15 protein-coding genes are annotated in these 16,833 nt (G+C 39.0%); 12 read left to right on the forward strand and 3 right to left on the reverse strand.

Going from position 1 to position 16,833, the window contains the following annotated elements; translation table 11 throughout:
• Positions 1 to 56: 56 nt before the first annotated feature.
• Entirely contained in the window at positions 57 to 584 is a 528-nt protein-coding gene (locus CZ225_RS09090) for a DJ-1/PfpI family protein (protein ID WP_077155769.1), read from the reverse strand.
• Positions 585 to 751: 167 nt separating this feature from the next.
• Between CZ225_RS09090 and CZ225_RS09095 the strand changes: the two genes are divergently transcribed.
• The 4 genes from CZ225_RS09095 (at position 752) to istB (ending at position 4,129) form a co-directional block, all read left to right on the forward strand.
• A complete protein-coding gene (locus CZ225_RS09095) occupies positions 752 to 1,132 on the forward strand; it encodes a winged helix-turn-helix transcriptional regulator (protein WP_077153857.1) in 381 nt (126 codons plus the stop codon).
• Positions 1,104 to 1,553: a GNAT family N-acetyltransferase gene (locus CZ225_RS09100; RefSeq protein WP_077153858.1), complete on the forward strand. Its 450-nt coding sequence runs from the start codon at positions 1,104 to 1,106 to the stop codon at positions 1,551 to 1,553. Before CZ225_RS09095 ends, CZ225_RS09100 begins: the two co-directional genes overlap by 29 nt.
• A 222-nt stretch (positions 1,554 to 1,775) precedes the next feature.
• Positions 1,776 to 3,341, forward strand: a complete 1,566-nt coding sequence (gene istA, locus CZ225_RS09105; RefSeq protein ID WP_077155672.1) for an IS21 family transposase — start codon at positions 1,776 to 1,778, stop codon at positions 3,339 to 3,341.
• Positions 3,338 to 4,129 carry an IS21-like element helper ATPase IstB gene (istB, locus tag CZ225_RS09110; RefSeq protein ID WP_077152941.1) on the forward strand — a complete coding sequence of 264 codons (792 nt, stop codon included), beginning with the start codon at positions 3,338 to 3,340 and terminating at the stop codon, positions 4,127 to 4,129. The genes istA and istB overlap by 4 nt, the downstream gene beginning before the upstream one ends.
• A gap of 806 nt (positions 4,130 to 4,935) precedes the next feature.
• Here the strand turns inward: istB and CZ225_RS09120 are convergent.
• Positions 4,936 to 6,000, reverse strand: a complete 1,065-nt coding sequence (locus tag CZ225_RS09120; RefSeq protein ID WP_077153860.1) for a LacI family DNA-binding transcriptional regulator — start codon at positions 5,998 to 6,000, stop codon at positions 4,936 to 4,938.
• 250 nt (positions 6,001 to 6,250) lie between these two features.
• Here CZ225_RS09120 and CZ225_RS09125 point away from each other — a divergent pair, with 250 nt between their 5' ends.
• Both CZ225_RS09125 and CZ225_RS09130 read left to right on the forward strand, forming a co-directional pair.
• On the forward strand, positions 6,251 to 7,276 hold the full coding sequence (locus tag CZ225_RS09125) for a sugar kinase (protein ID WP_077153861.1): 1,026 nt from the start codon (positions 6,251 to 6,253) through the stop codon (positions 7,274 to 7,276).
• A 38-nt stretch (positions 7,277 to 7,314) separates the two neighbouring features.
• Complete coding sequence (locus tag CZ225_RS09130) at positions 7,315 to 7,983, forward strand: bifunctional 4-hydroxy-2-oxoglutarate aldolase/2-dehydro-3-deoxy-phosphogluconate aldolase (protein WP_077153862.1); 669 nt, start codon at positions 7,315 to 7,317, stop codon at positions 7,981 to 7,983.
• Positions 7,984 to 8,192: 209 nt separating this feature from the next.
• Here CZ225_RS09130 and CZ225_RS09135 read toward each other — a convergent pair whose 3' ends face one another.
• A complete protein-coding gene (locus CZ225_RS09135; RefSeq protein ID WP_077153863.1) occupies positions 8,193 to 8,453 on the reverse strand; it encodes a hypothetical protein in 261 nt (86 codons plus the stop codon).
• A 250-nt stretch (positions 8,454 to 8,703) separates the two neighbouring features.
• On the opposite strand from CZ225_RS09135, the gene CZ225_RS09140 reads away from it, so the two are divergent.
• The 6 genes from CZ225_RS09140 (at position 8,704) to CZ225_RS09160 (ending at position 16,830) form a co-directional block, all read left to right on the forward strand.
• The gene (locus CZ225_RS09140) at positions 8,704 to 9,603 is read left to right on the forward strand and encodes a cation diffusion facilitator family transporter (RefSeq protein WP_077153864.1); all 900 of its coding nucleotides are present in this window, start codon (positions 8,704 to 8,706) and stop codon (positions 9,601 to 9,603) included.
• A gap of 49 nt (positions 9,604 to 9,652) precedes the next feature.
• Positions 9,653 to 11,251 carry an aspartate:alanine exchanger family transporter gene (locus tag CZ225_RS09145; RefSeq protein WP_077153865.1) on the forward strand — a complete coding sequence of 533 codons (1,599 nt, stop codon included), beginning with the start codon at positions 9,653 to 9,655 and terminating at the stop codon, positions 11,249 to 11,251.
• 94 nt (positions 11,252 to 11,345) lie between these two features.
• Complete coding sequence (locus tag CZ225_RS09150) at positions 11,346 to 11,672, forward strand: hypothetical protein (RefSeq protein ID WP_394334027.1); 327 nt, start codon at positions 11,346 to 11,348, stop codon at positions 11,670 to 11,672.
• 92 nt (positions 11,673 to 11,764) lie between these two features.
• Positions 11,765 to 14,092 carry a TonB-dependent receptor gene (locus tag CZ225_RS09155; RefSeq protein WP_077153867.1) on the forward strand — a complete coding sequence of 776 codons (2,328 nt, stop codon included), beginning with the start codon at positions 11,765 to 11,767 and terminating at the stop codon, positions 14,090 to 14,092.
• Between the two features lie 85 nt (positions 14,093 to 14,177).
• Entirely contained in the window at positions 14,178 to 14,405 is a 228-nt protein-coding gene (locus CZ225_RS23300; RefSeq protein ID WP_129585775.1) for a hypothetical protein, read from the forward strand.
• A gap of 580 nt (positions 14,406 to 14,985) precedes the next feature.
• A complete protein-coding gene (locus CZ225_RS09160; RefSeq protein WP_077153868.1) occupies positions 14,986 to 16,830 on the forward strand; it encodes a glycosyltransferase family A protein in 1,845 nt (614 codons plus the stop codon).
• Positions 16,831 to 16,833: the final 3 nt, after the last annotated feature.

Here is a 16,833-nt window from a genome sequence, read left to right on the forward strand (position 1 = left end):
TGGGATAATTGTAATCAGAAGAATTGAAATATTCTTTTTTCAGATCAGTCAATTTTTCATTTTAATGCTTTTATAATTTGCGGCATCATGCTCCAAATTGTATTTTCGTCTTGTGCTGTGAAGAAGTTTCCGTCTATTTCAGATTTTTCATCAGTAGCTGTACCATTTTGAATAGCTGGTTTAGCTAACGGGTGAACTGCTACTTTTTTTCCTTTCGTTACTCCTGCGAAATCAAACATCATTGCTCCGGCACAATGTCCGATCATTATTTTCCCTTTTTCTCCGAAGGTTTTAATTACTTGCATTAAATCTACGTTGTAAGGTTGTTGTGCATTTTGACTAAATACAGGTACGGCATCTCCGCATGAGAATACAACTGCATCAAACTCGTCCTCGTGCCCTTTCAGATTGGCTATTACATCATCTACTATCAAGCTGATTCCTGAATTAGTCTTGATTTCTTTTTTATCCGATACGGCAAATACCTTATAAGAAATTCCATTTTCGAAGAATGCTTCCAGATATTGAAACAGACCACAACCATTTACCGGATTCACTGCTAAAACTGCTACTTTCTTTGCCATAATCATAAATTTTTAAAATGAAACAATAGTTATTTTTAGTAAGTTTATTACTTTTGTGATGCAAATGTATCTTTCTTCTTTGTTATAAACAAGAACGTACCTAAGAATAAGGAAGTTACATAGAAGTAACTATTGTTGAAATTCAATAAAATACAAAAAGTTAAAGAATGAAAAACTTTCATCCAACAGGAAATTGTCCCGTAAGGGATGTGATTAGCCGCTTAGGAGATAAGTGGTCTATGCTAGTGCTTATTACATTAAATGCGAATGGTACAATGCGTTTCAGTGATATACATAAAACGATTAATGATATTTCTCAGCGAATGCTGACCGTCACATTGCGCACTCTTGAGGCGGATGGACTAGTGGAACGTAAAGTTTATGCGGAAGTTCCCCCACGTGTGGAGTATTACCTAACTGATACGGGAAGTAGTTTGATTCCTCATATTGAAGGATTGGTTGGATGGGCTTTAAAAAATATGGATGTTATTCTAGAACATAGACAAATAGATCAGGATTATGGAAATAAAAGAAATAACCTCAAATAAGAAACAGTTTATCGAATTGTTGCTATTGGCAGACGAGCAAGAAAGTATGATTGACAGATACTTGGAGCGTGGCGAGATGTTCGCTTTGTACGATGACGGGCTAAAAGCTATTTGTGTTGTAACTTCCGAAGGCGAGGGAGTTCGTGAAATCAAGAATATCGCAACTGCTCCGGCTTTTCAGCGTAAAGGTTATGGAAGGAGGTTGATTGATTTTCTGTTTGAGCATTATCATGACAAGTGCTCTGTAATGTTGGTTGGTACGGGTGATGTCCCGTCTGCTATTTCCTTTTATGAGCATTGTGGCTTTTCTGTTTCTCATCGATTAAAGAATTTTTTTACGGACAATTATGATCATCCTATATATGAAGATGGCAGACTGTTAGTGGATATGATATATCTGAAGAAAATATTTAATAGATAGCTTTTAAGTGCCGCGAGAAGTTGTGGTTAATAGCGGTATGGGCTGGCTGTGGTAAAGATGATTTTCCTGCATTGGTTTTTAATATAATTATGGCTGAAACAGAATAGCATGATATCGTTGTAATCGGTAACTTTGTATCGTCAAAAATCGGAAAAGTAAAATCGACATGATTAGAAAAAATAGCATTGTAATTTTGTGGTGCTAACTACTAATTACAATGCTATGACCGAGACTTCCCAATTAAAGAAGTATCTGATGTGGTACAAAGTTAAAGAATTATTTTCAACTGGCCTAAACAAGACCCAAATAGGTCAATCCTTAGGTCTCCACCGTCAAACGGTGGCCAAGTATCTGTCCATGACAGAAGAAGAGTTCATTTCCAGCCAGAGCTATGACCGTCATTACGGTCATAAACTTGACGGCTATGAATCTTATGTAGTCAATGAGTTGCGCAAGTGGCCTTTTTTGTCCGCTCCGCAGCTCCATGACCGCTTGAAGGAGCATTTTTCGGATCTTCCGTGCGTGACTCCCAAAACGGTCTTCAACTTCGTCAACCGGTTGCGTTTAACGCACGATCTTCCCAAGGAGGTTGAGAAAGGTTACCGCCCCTATGAGAAACAGCCCGAGACGGCCTATGGCGAATACGCCCAATGCGACTTCGGTGAACGGTGGATGAAGACACCTCCGGGACAGTCTTTAAAAGTGTATTTCTTTGCGATGTGCCTGAGCCGCAGCAGGTATAAGTTCGTCTTCTTTAGCCGTACACCGTTTACCACCGCTCTTGCGGTTTATGCCCATGAACTGGCTTTCGAGTTCTTCGGGGGAGTACCCCGAAAAATAGTTTATGACCAGGACAAGGTGTTTCTTGTCAATGAAAACCTTGGTGACCTGGTGCTTACCCGCGGTTTCCGCACTCTTGTCCGTGAACATGGCTTTGAGCCCGTGTTCTGTCGCAAATCCGATCCCCAGAGCAAAGGCAAGATAGAGAACGTCGTCAAATATGTGAAGTACAACTTCCTTCGCGGCCGCGAGTTGGTTGACATAGGCCTGCTCAACAAGGAGGCCCTTGGCTGGTTGGAACGCACGGCCAACGGCACGGAACACCACGGCATACGTCGTGTCCCGTCTGAGGAGTTCGAGACGGAGAAAGCACACCTCACGCCTTATAAGGGAGTTCCGACAGTCCCTTGCGAAACCCTCTTGCCGCATCACGTGCGCAAGGACAACGTGATAACCTACAGGGGCAACTATTACAGCGTTCCCACAGGCACCTACCGCGGCCATCAGACACTGGTCTATATCGAAGAAAAGGAAGGCCGGCTATATATCTACAGCCATGAGACAGGCAAAACCCTTGCCGTTCACAAAATAAGCGGAGATAAGGGACGTCTGGTAAGCAACACCTCCCACCGGCGTGACCGCGAAGCCCCGCTGGACGATTATGAGGCTTTTGTACGCAAAGAACTTCCCGTAAGCACGGTGATTGATACATATTTGTCACAACTACGTGTGCATAAGGCCCGTAATTACCGCGACAACCTCCAGTTTATAGTGCGGCGCCACGCGGCATACTCGGACATCACGCTTACCGAAGCTTTTGCCGAGTGCCTCAAGGCAGGTGTCTTCAACGGATGCAGCCTGATGGAGGTAGCCGAGACCCTCAGGATCCGTAAGGGAGAAGCCCCCATCGAGGTCCGGACGGAAACCGGGCCGGTTCCCGGAGCCGACACATCCGCCATGATCCCCGAGAAAACAGACATATCCACCTTTAACACCCTTTTCGTATGATAACGAACGAACAAATCAAGAACCTGTGCTCGCGTCTGCGCCTGTACGCCCTGCCACGCCTGCTGGAATCTGAAGCTCATCTGGCGCAGGAGCAGGGAAAAACCCATGTCGAGTTCCTGCATGACCTGCTCTCCCGCGAGGTTCAGGAAAGAGACAGCAAGGACTTCCAACGGCGGCTGAAAGCGGCGGCTCTGCCGGCAAGACACGACCTCGACCTTTTCGACCACAACTACTCGCAAGGTATAACCGCACCAAGACTGCGTGAACTGCGCCGGCTGGGGTGGCTCGAACAGAACTACAACCTGATACTCATGGGACCTTCCGGAACAGGCAAGACCTTTATCGCCGCAGGACTCGTGTACGAGGCTGTGGGGCAAGGATACAAGGCTTACATGGTCACGATGGAGGATGTCATAAACACCATCAAGATGAAAACGCTGATGCCTTCGGCCATGAGTGCATACAACCGTCTGCTCAAAGCTGATCTGGTGGCCATCGATGATATAATGCTCTTCCCGGTGAAAAAAGAGGATGCCGCAGGATTCTTCAATCTGATCAACACGCTTCATGAGAAAGCCTCACTGATAATTACCACGAACAAGGCACCCACCGAATGGGCCAAAACGCTGGATGACGAAGTGCTGGCTTCAGCAATTCTGGACAGGCTGTTATATCACTGCGAGGTCATAAAACTCGCCGGGCAAAGCTACCGCATGGGAAACCGAAAATCCATTTTTGAAGAGGAAAAAGACGCATCTTTGGCTGGGGGTACCCCCAGCCAAAGATGACCAACATTAAAATGTAATCAATAGTATAAACTGGTAGTCTCAATTATTAAATGGTGATTTAACTTTACCGAAAAATGACGATTTAAAATTTGCTTATTACAATCGGTTGTGCATGAAGTAATATATGGATAAAAATGATTATGTATCGTTATATTACTAATGTTTTTTATTGAAATTGTATTTTTTACGATTAAACGGATTGGCTATTTGTAATTCGTTCCAGTTTAAATGCAGTTTTATAATAAATATCAATTTAGTTTATGAATAAATATAGTGCACGTTTATGCATAAACTGTGGTCGAGTTTATTAATAAACTATTTTGAGAGCTTATCGGCGAATAATAAAGCAATTTATGATGAAATAGAAATGAAATAGGACACTAATCAACCGATTAATGTCCTATAAATGTTTTTCTCAATACATAAGAAGTATTGTATATTTTAATATTATGGGTATTCATTTTTTTATTGTTCATGTTTTATATTCTTTTTCTTTTCTCAACGGTACATTAAAAAACTCTTTTGTCAAGTGCTTTATGATAAAATGGATTGTTTATTGAATTACCTGTTCAAATCATGCACTGAATTAGGATGAAGATATAAACAATAAAAGGTATATTCAGAATAAAAGCTATAGAGGACCATTGAATAAATAACTTATCTTTTTTGTAAATTCCAAAGCAAATTCCAAATATCGAACTTAAAAGAATGCCTATGGGGATTCCGAAGAATCCTAGTAGGGAAATTCCTACAAGCATGACTATGCCTATAATGGTTAATATTGTACTTCTGTTCATAGGAGCATGCTATTTACTATGGTAATATTCAATCGTTTCTGCAGTTAGTAAATCAATAGGCATATAATTGATACGAGTAACGTCTTTTTTGAAAATGAGATGGTCACATAGAGCTTTAATTCCATTGAAACCCTGCAACTCCGGTTGTTGGGCGATAAGGAAAGAAATGCTACCTTCTTTCAGGCAGGAGACATTCCGTTCCAAAAGGTCATAGCCTATCAAGTTGAAATTTTCTTTCTTACGCGTTTGCATATATTCGCCTATGATATAAACTTTGGAGTTGAATGTTATTCCTGTATTTACATTAGGATGGGTGCGGAAGAAATCATCCAACATTTCATTGTCTTCATCATTACGTTCTGCATGTAAGTCTAGTTCCAATATCTTACATGACGGATGATGTTCCTTCATATATTGTTTGAATCCGATTTCACGACTTTCTTGTTGGTTAGAACCAACAATTCCTTCATGTATCTTTTTAAAAATAACAATTTCTTTTTCCTCTCTGGCAAGTAACATCAGCATCTTGGCTGCGAAATATCCGCTTTGACGTGAATTCTGTCCGAAAAAGGCTAGGGGAGGTGTATCTTCTATTTTTGAATCTATAAATATATAAGGTATATCTAACATTTTCAATTGGGTGGTGAAACCTTTCGTATATTGAGGAGCAGTTGGGGCTACCATAACTCCGTCTGGTTCTTCTGCCAGAATAGCTTTGCTGGCACTAACAAACGAATGGTAATCATAAGGATCATAATAGTTGATTTTAACCGAAGTGTTGAAATCCGAATAGGTAGTAATTGCTTCGTGGATTCCTGTTTCAATGGCAGTCCAATATTCTCCTTCCAGATGTTGGGGTAGAAGACAGATGAAAGAGTATTTCTTATTAGAAGCAAGTGCACTAGCATACATATTGGGTTGGTAATCCAACTGTTTTAGTATTTCTTCTACTCGCTTTTTACTGGCTTCTGAAACTCCACTGCGACCATGAATTACGCGGTCTACTGTTCCTACTGACACATTAGCTAAATGTGCTATGTCTTTTATTCTAATTCTATCGGGCAATTTATTCATACAATCCCTTATTTATATAATTTATGTGTTCGAACACAATAATAATCTAAATATTATCGTCACAAATATATAACAATTTTTGTAATTACGAAAATTATTGTATCTTTGTGCCCGCACACGAAAGGTTTATAACCTTTGTTTATAAATAAATTAATATTCATGCTATCAGTGTATTATCTCTTTTTGTAGACGAAAATTGATAATTTGAAACTTTATAATACTAATAAATTAGAATTTAAAACATAAAATTATGGGAAAGAAAGTAGTTACATTAGGTGAAATCATGCTTAGATTATCAACTCCGGGTAATACTCGCTTCGTACAATCCGACTCTTTTGATGTAGTGTATGGTGGTGGAGAGGCAAATGTTGCTGTGAGTTGCGCCAACTACGGACATGATGCCTATTTTGTAACCAAATTGCCGGAACATGAGATCGGACAGGCTGCTGTAAATGCTTTGCGCAAATATGGGGTTAAAGCAGACTTTATCGCTCGTGGTGGTGATCGTGTAGGTATCTATTATTTGGAGACTGGTGCTTCTATGCGTCCTAGTAAGGTAATCTATGACCGTGCCCACTCTGCTATTGCCGAAGCGGCTGCTGCTGACTTCGATTTTGATACTATAATGGAAGGTGCTGATTGGTTCCACTGGTCTGGTATTACTCCTGCTATTTCAGATAAAGCTGCTGAATTGACTCGTTTGGCTTGTGAAGCGGCAAAACGTCATGGTGTAACTATTTCTGTAGACTTGAATTTCCGTAAAAAACTGTGGACTAAAGAAAAGGCACAGTCCATTATGAAACCTTTGATGAAGTATGTCGATGTGTGCATTGGCAATGAGGAAGACGCTGAACTTTGTCTGGGTTTCAAACCGGATGCAGATGTTGAAGGTGGGCATACGGATGCTGAAGGTTATAAAGGAATCTTCCAGCAGATGATGAAAGAATTTGGATTTAAATATGTGATATCCACTCTTCGTGAATCTTTTTCTGCTACACACAATGGTTGGAAAGCAATGATTTATGACGGAAAAGAGTTCTATACTTCAAAACGTTATGATATTGATCCCATTATCGATCGTGTAGGTGGTGGCGATTCATTCTCAGGTGGTATTATTCATGGTTTATTGACAAAAGATACTCAGGGTGAGGCTTTAGAATTTGCAGTAGCTGCATCCGCTTTGAAGCATACTATTAATGGCGATTTTAATTTGGTTTCTATAGAGGAAGTAGAGGCATTGGCCGGCGGTGACGCAAGCGGTCGTGTACAACGCTAATTTCTCATTTTTAATTTTTCATTCATAATTTAATAAAGATGGCAAAATTCGATAAAATAGCCGTATTGAATAAGATCGGCTCTACAGGTATGGTGCCTGTATTCTATCACAAAGATGCAGAAGTTGCAAAGAAAGTAGTGAAAGCCTGTTATGATGGTGGTGTTCGTGCTTTTGAATTCACTAATCGTGGTGATTTTGCACAAGAAGTATTTGCTGAAATCGTAAAGTTTGCAGCAAAAGAGTGTCCTGAAATGGCAATTGGTATAGGTTCCATCGTCGATCCTGCTACTGCTGCTATGTACTTGCAGTTAGGTGCAAACTTTGTTGTAGGTCCCTTATTCAATCCTGAAATAGCTAAAATTTGCAATCGTCGTTTAGTAGCTTATACGCCTGGTTGCGGTTCAGTGTCAGAAGTAGGGTTCGCACAGGAAGTAGGTTGCGATCTTTGCAAGGTATTCCCGGGTGATGTATATGGAACTAATTTTGTGAAAGGCTTAATGGCTCCTATGCCATGGTCAAAACTAATGGTTACTGGTGGAGTAGAACCCACTCAAGAAAACTTGACTGGATGGATTAAAGCAGGTGTATTCTGTGTTGGCATGGGCTCTAAACTATTCCCGAAAGACAAAGTGGTAGCAGAAGATTGGGCTTATGTAACAGAAAAATGTAAAGAAGCTCTTGGATATATTGCTGAGGCTCGTAAATAAGACTTTTTAAATATATGGTTTGGTAAATAGAAGCAGAGGCTGGTGGTGACCAGCCTCCTTGAAATATGTCTCTATTGGTTAGTTAGTTCTGTTAGTAACGAGGCATATTTTCATTTTGTTTAAAGGTGTTTAAAAAGGGATAAACCATCGGAATGAGTGATCATTTTGGTGGTTTTTCTATGTTTTTGATTGAACTGTATTATAGCACATCAAGAGTTATGTAATATTCTGGTTCTGATGATTCGTCCGATTACGAGAGTCAAAATATAAAATATGGCAAAACCTATTATAGAAAAAACAAATGGGCGTTGTTCGTCGAAGCTCCGACGTGGAGGTATCACTTTATAGGCCTTGGTCGTAATTGTATTCTGTGCTTTTAGAACAGAATCTGTTGTCTGTGGTACAATTGCAGTTGTTGATATTAGACTACTATCTGTTACTGCTATATTGGGAGCTATTTCTGTAGACATTTTCTTTATCTTTTTAGTTGAACATATTAATTATTGGTTACAACATAGTAACAGACTGAGTTTAAAAAGTTTTTTCAAAAAACGGAGGCAAAGGTAACTAAAAAATTAGTTGGCAGTATGAGGGAACCCGATTCTTTTTAAAGGATTTGATTTAAGTCAATTTCTTAGTTTTAAAACGGTAATAACTTTAATAAATGGCATGAACTAATTTTAAGCATAAGATGTTTTTCATAAATAAAAATAATATGATATGGAAACTCATCACCACGAACATAATCATCAGCTGACTTCACTCAATAAAGCTTTTGTTATAGGAATAGTGCTTAATGTAGCTTTTGTTATTGTAGAATTTAGTGTTGGCTTTTACTACAATTCACTTGGGTTACTTTCGGATGCCGGACATAATTTAGGGGATGTGGCTAGTCTGGTATTGGCTATGCTCGCTTTCCGTTTGCAAAGAGTAAGCCCCAATAGCCGTTATACCTATGGATACAAAAAGAGTACAATCCTTGTTTCTTTGCTGAATGCAGTTATTCTACTGGTGGCAGTCGGGATTATTGTTGCTGAAAGTATTGATAAACTATTTCATCCAGTGGCGGTTGATGGCTCTGCCATTGCTTGGACCGCCGGAGTAGGAGTAATTATCAATGCTGTTACAGCATGGCTATTTCTTAAAGATAAGGAGAAAGATTTAAATGTAAAAGGTGCTTATTTGCACATGGCAGCAGATACATTAGTGTCTGTTGGAGTAGTTGTTTCAGGACTTGTTATAGCTTATACGGGTTGGAGTATTGTCGATCCTATCATCGGATTGATGATTGCAGTTATTATTGTCATTTCTACATGGGGGTTACTCCATGATAGTCTCCGTTTATCATTAGATGGCGTTCCAGTAGGTATCGATTCTCAAAAGATAGTACAACTTATCTTAGAACAGCCGGGAGTGAAAAGTTGCCATCACGTTCATATTTGGGCTTTAAGTACGACCGAAACTGCATTAACTGCTCATCTGGTTATTAATGATATCGCTAAAATGGAGCAAGTGAAATGTTCTGTAAAAACGGCCTTGGAGCAAGCAGGTATCTATCATGCTACTTTGGAAATAGAAGATGAGAGAACTACTTGTGATACGGAATGTTGTAAGGATTGAAATAAATCCGTACCTTTGCCGCCCTAACACTAACTAACCTTTTTACAATATGTTGATTGACTTGTTGCAGTCCTCTTATTTTTCTCTCTTCCTGATTGTTGCATTAGGTTTTATGCTGGGAAGAATTAAGATTAAGGGGCTATCGCTTGATGTGTCGGCGGTGATCTTTATTGCTCTTCTTTTCGGGCATTTTGGCGTTATTATTCCCAAAGAACTGGGAAATTTTGGTTTGGTACTTTTCATTTTTACCATTGGAATTCAGGCGGGTCCCGGTTTCTTTGATTCTTTTCGCAGTAAAGGAAAGACGCTGATTCTCATTACTATGCTTATTATAAGTTCTGCCTGCCTGACCGCAGTTGGATTGAAGTATGCATTCAATATTGACACACCGAGTATTGTTGGGTTAATTGCGGGAGCACTTACCAGTACGCCAGGATTAGCTGTAGCTATCGATAGTACCAATTCGCCATTGGCATCTATTGCCTATGGTATAGCCTATCCCTTTGGGGTTATTGGGGTTATTTTGTTTGTGAAGTTGCTCCCTAAAGTGATGAAGGTCGATTTGGACAAGGAAGCACGTCGTTTGGAAATAGAACGTCGTGGACAATTCCCCGAATTGAAAACCTGTATTTATCGTATAACTAACTCAAATGTATTTAATCGCAGCTTGATCCAAATTAATGCTCGAGCCATGACAGGAGCTGTTATTTCACGTCTTAAACATAAAGATGAAATCTCGATTCCTACAGCATACACAGTATTGCATGAAGGAGATTATATTCAGGCTGTAGGTAGTGAGGAGTCATTGAATCAACTGGCATTGCTGGTTGGAGAGCGTGAAGAAGGTGAGCTTCCATTAGATAAGACTCAGGAGATAGAGTCTTTATTGCTCACAAAAAAAGATATGATTAACAAGCAGCTAGGGGATTTGAATCTGCAAAAAAACTTTGGCTGTACAGTAACTCGTGTTCGTCGAAGTGGCATTGATTTATCTCCTTCTCCGGATTTGGCATTGAAGTTTGGTGATAAACTGATGGTCGTTGGTGAAAAGGAGGGAATCAAGGGAATAGCTCGTTTGTTAGGTAATGATGTGAAAAAACTTTCTGATACGGATTTCTTTCCAATTGCAATGGGTATTGTACTAGGCGTATTATTCGGTAAATTGAATATATCTTTCTCAGATAGTCTGTCATTTTCTCCGGGATTGACCGGAGGCGTATTGATGGTAGCACTTTTCCTGAGCGCTATTGGTAAAACAGGTCCTATTCTTTGGTCTATGTCTGGCCCTGCCAATCAGTTACTACGGCAGTTAGGTTTGTTACTTTTCCTTGCGGAAGTTGGTACTTCTGCCGGAAAGAATCTGGTGGCTACTTTCCAAGAGAGTGGATTATTAATGTTCGGAGTAGGAGCTGCTATCACACTGATTCCTATGTTAGTTGCTGCCATTGTAGGTCGTCTGGTATTTAAGATTAACCTTCTTGATTTATTGGGGACGATCACTGGTGGTATGACTAGTACGCCGGGTTTGGCTGCTGCCGATTCAATGGTAGACAGTAACATTCCTAGTGTAGCTTATGCAACCGTATATCCGATTGCTATGGTATTTCTTATTTTATTTATCCAGGTGATCGCTTCTGCAGTATATTAAAATCATTATAAATAAGGATTGGTGGTAAGAAGAATAGTTTCTATCTTTGCCACCTTTAAATAAAGAAGAAGTGAAACGATTGTTACTCCATATAATGCGTTACTTTCTGCCAGTACTATTTATTTCGTACATGGCAAGCATTACATTCTTTGCCCACATGCATGTGGTCAATGGGGTAACGATTGTCCATTCACATCCTTTTAAGAAAGGGGCAGCGCATAGCCATACATCTGTTGAATTTTTATCCATTCATCTTTTATCTCATTTGGTAACTGATGGTGCTGCTACTCTTTTCTTAGTTCCTTTTTCTATTCCCTTTTTATTGTGTTTGTTGCTGAAACGTCCGCTACTGACACATCATCATGCACCTTATCATGGGGTGGTAGCACTTAGGGCACCACCAGTTGTTCGTTCCTTTTGATATAAAAGATGACAATACCTGTTTTTTGCACAGGTTACTAATCATCTATACTTTCATGTCAATATTCAACGAAAACGAACAACGAACGAAAAATGAAAAAATACATCTTTTCGCTTGTCTGTCTGTGCTGTGCATTATTGCCTGCCCTTGAAGGACAAGCTGCTCATCATGAGCATCCTGAATATCCCGAATTGCGAAAATCGGATGCTAATATTATCGGTCATATTCTTGATAAGAATACAAAAGAACATTTACCCTACATCACGATTACATTAAAAGGGACAACTATTGGAACAGTTACTGATGTAACTGGGCACTATTTTTTGAAAAATCTTCCTGAAGGAAACTTTGTACTTGAAGTAAGTTCTGTTGGTTATAAAACAGTCACTAGGAACGTAACATTAAAGAAAGGTCATACTTTGGAAGAAGATTTTGAAATAGAAGAGGATGCGGTAGCGTTAGATGGTGTGGTTGTATCTGCTAATCGCAATGAAACTACCCGTCGTTTAGCTCCCACATTAGTAAATGTAATTGATTTGAAAATCTTTGAGAATACAAATTCTACTACGTTAGCACAGGGATTAAGTTTCCAGCCGGGTGTACGTGTTGAATCGAATTGTCAAAACTGTGGATTTCAACAAGTACGTATTAATGGTTTGGATGGTCCATATACACAAATTTTGCTGGATTCTCGTCCTATATTTAGCGCTCTCTCCGGTGTATATGGCATTGAACAGATTCCGGCTAGCATGATAGAACGTGTAGAAGTAATGCGTGGAGGAGGTTCAGCTCTGTTTGGTTCATCAGCAATTGCAGGTACTATTAATATTATTACCAAAGAACCAATACGTAACTCAGGTATGCTGTCGCATACAATTACTGGTATCGGAGATGGCGATGCTTTTGACAATAGCACTGCTCTGAATGCTTCACTTGTAACGGACGATCAACGTGCCGGATTGTACATCTTCGGACAGAATCGTCATCGTTCAGCCTATGATCATGATGGTGACGGTTATTCGGAGATTCCCAAACTGCATGGGCAAACAGTTGGATTTCGTTCCTTCCTGAAAACCAGTATTTACTCAAAACTAACATTTGAGTATCACCATATGGAAGAATTTCGTAGAGGAGGAGATTTGCTAAATCGTCCCCCTCATGAAGCAAATGTTGCAGAGCAGACCGAACATTCTATTAATGGTGGTGGATTAAAATATGATTATTTCTCTCCGAATGAGAAACATCGTTTCAATGTTTTCGCTTCGGCTCAGCATATCGATCGGGATAGCTATTATGGAGGCAAACAAGATTTAGATGCTTATGGAAATACTACAGACTTAAATTGGATGGCAGGTTCTCAATATATTTATACGTTTGATAAATGCCTTTTTATGCCTTCTGACTTAACAGCGGGAGTTGAATTTAATCAGGATCGTTTGGAGGATCGTATGTGGGGATACAACAGGTATACTAAACAGAACGTAGATATCTATAGTGCTTTCTTGCAGAATGAATGGAAAAACGATCATTGGGGAATCTTAATTGGCGGGCGTTTTGACAAACATAATCTGATTGATCATCTAATTTTCAGTCCTCGTGCTAATTTACGTTTCAATCCGACGAAGGATATAAATTTTCGTGTAAGTTACTCTTCTGGTTTCCGGGCACCTCAGGCGTTTGATGAGGATTTACATATTGAGAATGTAGGTGGCAATGTAGCGATGATTGAGCTGGCAGATAACCTGAAAGAAGAAAGATCCAATAGTTTGAGTGCTTCAGCTGATATTTACCATCGTTTCGGAGCTTTTCAGATGAATTTTTTGATAGAAGGATTCTATACAAAGTTATTAGATGTTTTTGCCTTGACAGATGGAGAAGTAGTAGATGGAATCCTAAAACGTACACGTTATAATGCTCCCGGTGCACAAGTAATGGGAATGACTTTGGAGGGAAAAATGGCTTATCTGAATAAATTTCAGATTCAGGCTGGAGTAACTTTGCAGCAAAGTCATTATGATGAACCGCACGAGTGGAATAAGGAAGCGTCGAAAGTAAGAAAAATGATGCGTACACCAAATACCTATGGCTATTTCACTGCTATTTATACTCCAATAAAGCCTTTGTCTATTGCATTCTCAGGAACTTATACCGGTTCTATGCTGATTCCTCACGAGGCAGTCCCGGGTTTTCTGGATGCTCCGATTACAGTTGATACCAAAGATTTCTTTGATATTAGTTTGAAAGCTGCTTATGATTTCAAGCTTTATAAATCAATGGATTTACAAGTAAATGCCGGTATACAGAATATCTTTAATTCTTATCAGAATGATTTCGATAAGGGGCCTGACAGGGATTCTGGTTACATTTATGGTCCTTCGTTGCCCAGAAGTTTCTTTTTAGGGGTGAAAATCAGCTATTAATAAATTAATTTAAGTAGCATGAAATAAAATGTCCAGCCTTCACAGGTCAGACATTTTATTTTGAATATTTGTAAATACTCCACACATGAGCGAGTTGATTAGATTTGTAAATCACTACATCGTATATCTCTTCACTGGTCAGACCAAAGATGTTTGCTATAGCTATGCTTACTTCTTATATCGCTCCCCATCTCCTTTCAGTAATCGTGAGTTCCAACGGTTCCTTAGTTGCTTGTTCAAAGAGTTTCTCCATTGTCTCATAGGTATTGAACCGCTTTATAACGGATGGCAGATTATATTGGAGAACGATTAAGGATGAGCTGGCAATTTGCTCATGGAATATTCATTGATACGTTCTTGGACAGCCGCTTCCTCACCCTGTTTTTTAGTGAAGGGATGTTCAAGTTCCTTTTCATTCATATCTAATTACCTTTCTTTCTTTTATCACCAAGAAGCGTAAAGTCAAGAAGTATCTAGCTTGTACCACCGGTTATACCCATAAACTAGGCTTTGAAATCAAGAACAGATTTATGCTCCACATGGAAATGGACACGCCTGATGTACTCCATACACTTTCCCGTCTTTTTATAATCCGTATCATCAACCATCATGTTATTGCCTCTCTATGGTCGCCGTGACTCGGGTATTTATCTATGACGGACAGCTAGCTGATGTTATTCTAAGAATTATATCGAACTTACGTTAAAGAAGACAGTTTAAGCACATGGCTTAAATTGTAAAAATGTATATTGCTATTGTTTACTATAAAACCTATTGTAGGGTTGTTATAATAATCTTATTATAACGTTTTATTGTCAAATATTTAATTGTTTATCTTTGGATTATCTAATTTATTTTTTTATATTTGCTCGTGTTGCAATAAATTTAATACTATGGAAACTTCTTTTTCTATAATAATGCCTACTTATAATCAGGCTTCATTTATTCGGAGAGCGATTCAGAGTTTATATAGACAAACCTATCAGAACTGGGAGCTAATTATAATAAATGATGGTTGTACCGATGAAACTGAAATGTTTATTTCAGATTTATTGGTTGATACTCGTATCGTATATATAAAAAACGATAGTAATCTAGGTTTGGGGTGCGCTTTGAATCAAGGTCTTAATGCCGCTAAACATGAATATATTGCTTATCTTCCTTCGGACGATTTTTATTACGAGAATCACTTGGAAAGTATCAAGAAGAAATTTGAGGAATATGATGATATGATTTTAGTGTATACGGGGATGAGATATGATTTTCCTGACACTTTACATTTTACTTTCGATACGGAAAGTAAAGGAGTTAGAAAAGGGTATTGTTTGCAATTAGTACAAACTTCCCACAAAAGAACAGAAGAGCGCTGGGTAGAAAGAAGTGAGTGGGTAACAGAGGACCTCTATTCAATGTTTTGGTATAAATTGATTGGAGAAGGGACCTTTGGCATGACCAATGAAGTTTCTTGCTCCTGGGTTTCTCATCCAGCTCAACGCCATCGTTTTGTTAGTGAAAAATATGGAGGAGGGCTTAATCAATATAGAAACTACTATCAGGTGAAGTCTCCTGTTAAAATGAGAGTTTCCGAGTATAAATTTATCGACGAAGAGAAGCTTTATTCGAATTTTCGGGAAAAACAATCATTTTGTGAATCTTCCCTTAAGATAGTTCTGTTAGGAGAATTGGCTTATAATCCAGAACGTATATACGCATTGGAGGAGGCGGGACATCAACTTTATGGTTTATGGCTCCCCACACCGGTATTTAGTTTCTCAGCGGTGGGACCTTTACCATTCGGGCACATCGAAGATATCCCTTTAGGTTCTTGGAAAGATAGGTTTGCTGAGATTCACCCCGATGTCATTTATGGTATGTTGAACTTTGGTTCGGTTGCTTTTGCCTATGATGTGATGAGAGCATGTCCTGATATCCCTTTTGTTTGGCATTTTAAAGAGGGACCCTCCGTTTGTCTTCGTAATGGTGTCTGGGATAAATTGATTTATTTGTATACTCATGCTGCAGGTAAAATCTTTTTGAATGATACGGTAAAAGAATGGTTTAAACAATTCCTTCCTCCGACTTCTGGTCTTTCGTTAGTTATGGATGGTGATTTACCTAAAATGGATAATTTTAAAGATGATTTTTCGCCTAAACTATCTGCTCAGGATGGCGAAATACATACCGTAATTGCTGGAAGAATGATAGGTATATCTGATACGGATTTGAAGGTATTTGTGAATAATAATATTCATATTCATTTGTATACAGAGAACTATTATAATGATCGGGCAAGGGAGAATATCCAGCGTTTTCGGACAGCTCCTAATCATTTTCATGTTCATCCTCATGTATCAGCTGACAATTGGACAAAAGAACTTTCACAATATGATGCAGGATGGTTGCATTGCTTGAAAAGTAATAATAGTGGAGATCAGCTGAAAATGCTTTGGGATGATATGAATATACCTGCCAGGATTAGTACATATGCGTCAGCAGGCCTACCGGTTATACTTTATAACAACACTGGGCATATAGTAGCTACGCAAGATATTGCGACTAAATTGGATATCGGAATATTTTTTAAAGATGCCCAAGAACTATCAACTAAATTGAAAGACAGAATTAGGATGCAACAATTGACAGATAATATGTTACATAATAGAAAGCTGTTTAGCTTTGATTATTATGTGCCACAGCTTATTCAATTATTCAGGGATATTATAAAAATGAAAATATAAATA

It is taken from the genome of Bacteroides bouchesdurhonensis (genome assembly GCF_900155865.1).
Taxonomy (GTDB): Bacteria; Bacteroidota; Bacteroidia; order Bacteroidales; family Bacteroidaceae; genus Bacteroides; species Bacteroides bouchesdurhonensis.

Excerpts from the sequence above, each read along its gene's own strand:
- CZ225_RS09125 (WP_077153861.1), top strand. The coding sequence starts at position 6,251 with ATGGGAAAGAAAGTAGTTACATTAGGTGAAATCATGCTTAGATTATCA.
- CZ225_RS23300 (WP_129585775.1), top strand. The coding sequence starts at position 14,178 with ATGAGCGAGTTGATTAGATTTGTAAATCACTACATCGTATATCTCTTC.
- istB (WP_077152941.1), top strand. The coding sequence starts at position 3,338 with ATGATAACGAACGAACAAATCAAGAACCTGTGCTCGCGTCTGCGCCTG.
- CZ225_RS09135 (WP_077153863.1), bottom strand. The coding sequence starts at position 8,453 with ATGTCTACAGAAATAGCTCCCAATATAGCAGTAACAGATAGTAGTCTA.
- CZ225_RS09095 (WP_077153857.1), top strand. The coding sequence starts at position 752 with ATGAAAAACTTTCATCCAACAGGAAATTGTCCCGTAAGGGATGTGATT.
- CZ225_RS09160 (WP_077153868.1), top strand. The coding sequence starts at position 14,986 with ATGGAAACTTCTTTTTCTATAATAATGCCTACTTATAATCAGGCTTCA.
- CZ225_RS09100 (WP_077153858.1), top strand. The coding sequence starts at position 1,104 with ATGGAAATAAAAGAAATAACCTCAAATAAGAAACAGTTTATCGAATTG.
- CZ225_RS09090 (WP_077155769.1), bottom strand. The coding sequence starts at position 584 with ATGGCAAAGAAAGTAGCAGTTTTAGCAGTGAATCCGGTAAATGGTTGT.
- CZ225_RS09155 (WP_077153867.1), top strand. The coding sequence starts at position 11,765 with ATGAAAAAATACATCTTTTCGCTTGTCTGTCTGTGCTGTGCATTATTG.
- CZ225_RS09130 (WP_077153862.1), top strand. The coding sequence starts at position 7,315 with ATGGCAAAATTCGATAAAATAGCCGTATTGAATAAGATCGGCTCTACA.
- CZ225_RS09150 (WP_394334027.1), top strand. The coding sequence starts at position 11,346 with ATGCGTTACTTTCTGCCAGTACTATTTATTTCGTACATGGCAAGCATT.
- CZ225_RS09140 (WP_077153864.1), top strand. The coding sequence starts at position 8,704 with ATGGAAACTCATCACCACGAACATAATCATCAGCTGACTTCACTCAAT.
- CZ225_RS09145 (WP_077153865.1), top strand. The coding sequence starts at position 9,653 with ATGTTGATTGACTTGTTGCAGTCCTCTTATTTTTCTCTCTTCCTGATT.
- istA (WP_077155672.1), top strand. The coding sequence starts at position 1,776 with ATGACCGAGACTTCCCAATTAAAGAAGTATCTGATGTGGTACAAAGTT.
- CZ225_RS09120 (WP_077153860.1), bottom strand. The coding sequence starts at position 6,000 with ATGAATAAATTGCCCGATAGAATTAGAATAAAAGACATAGCACATTTA.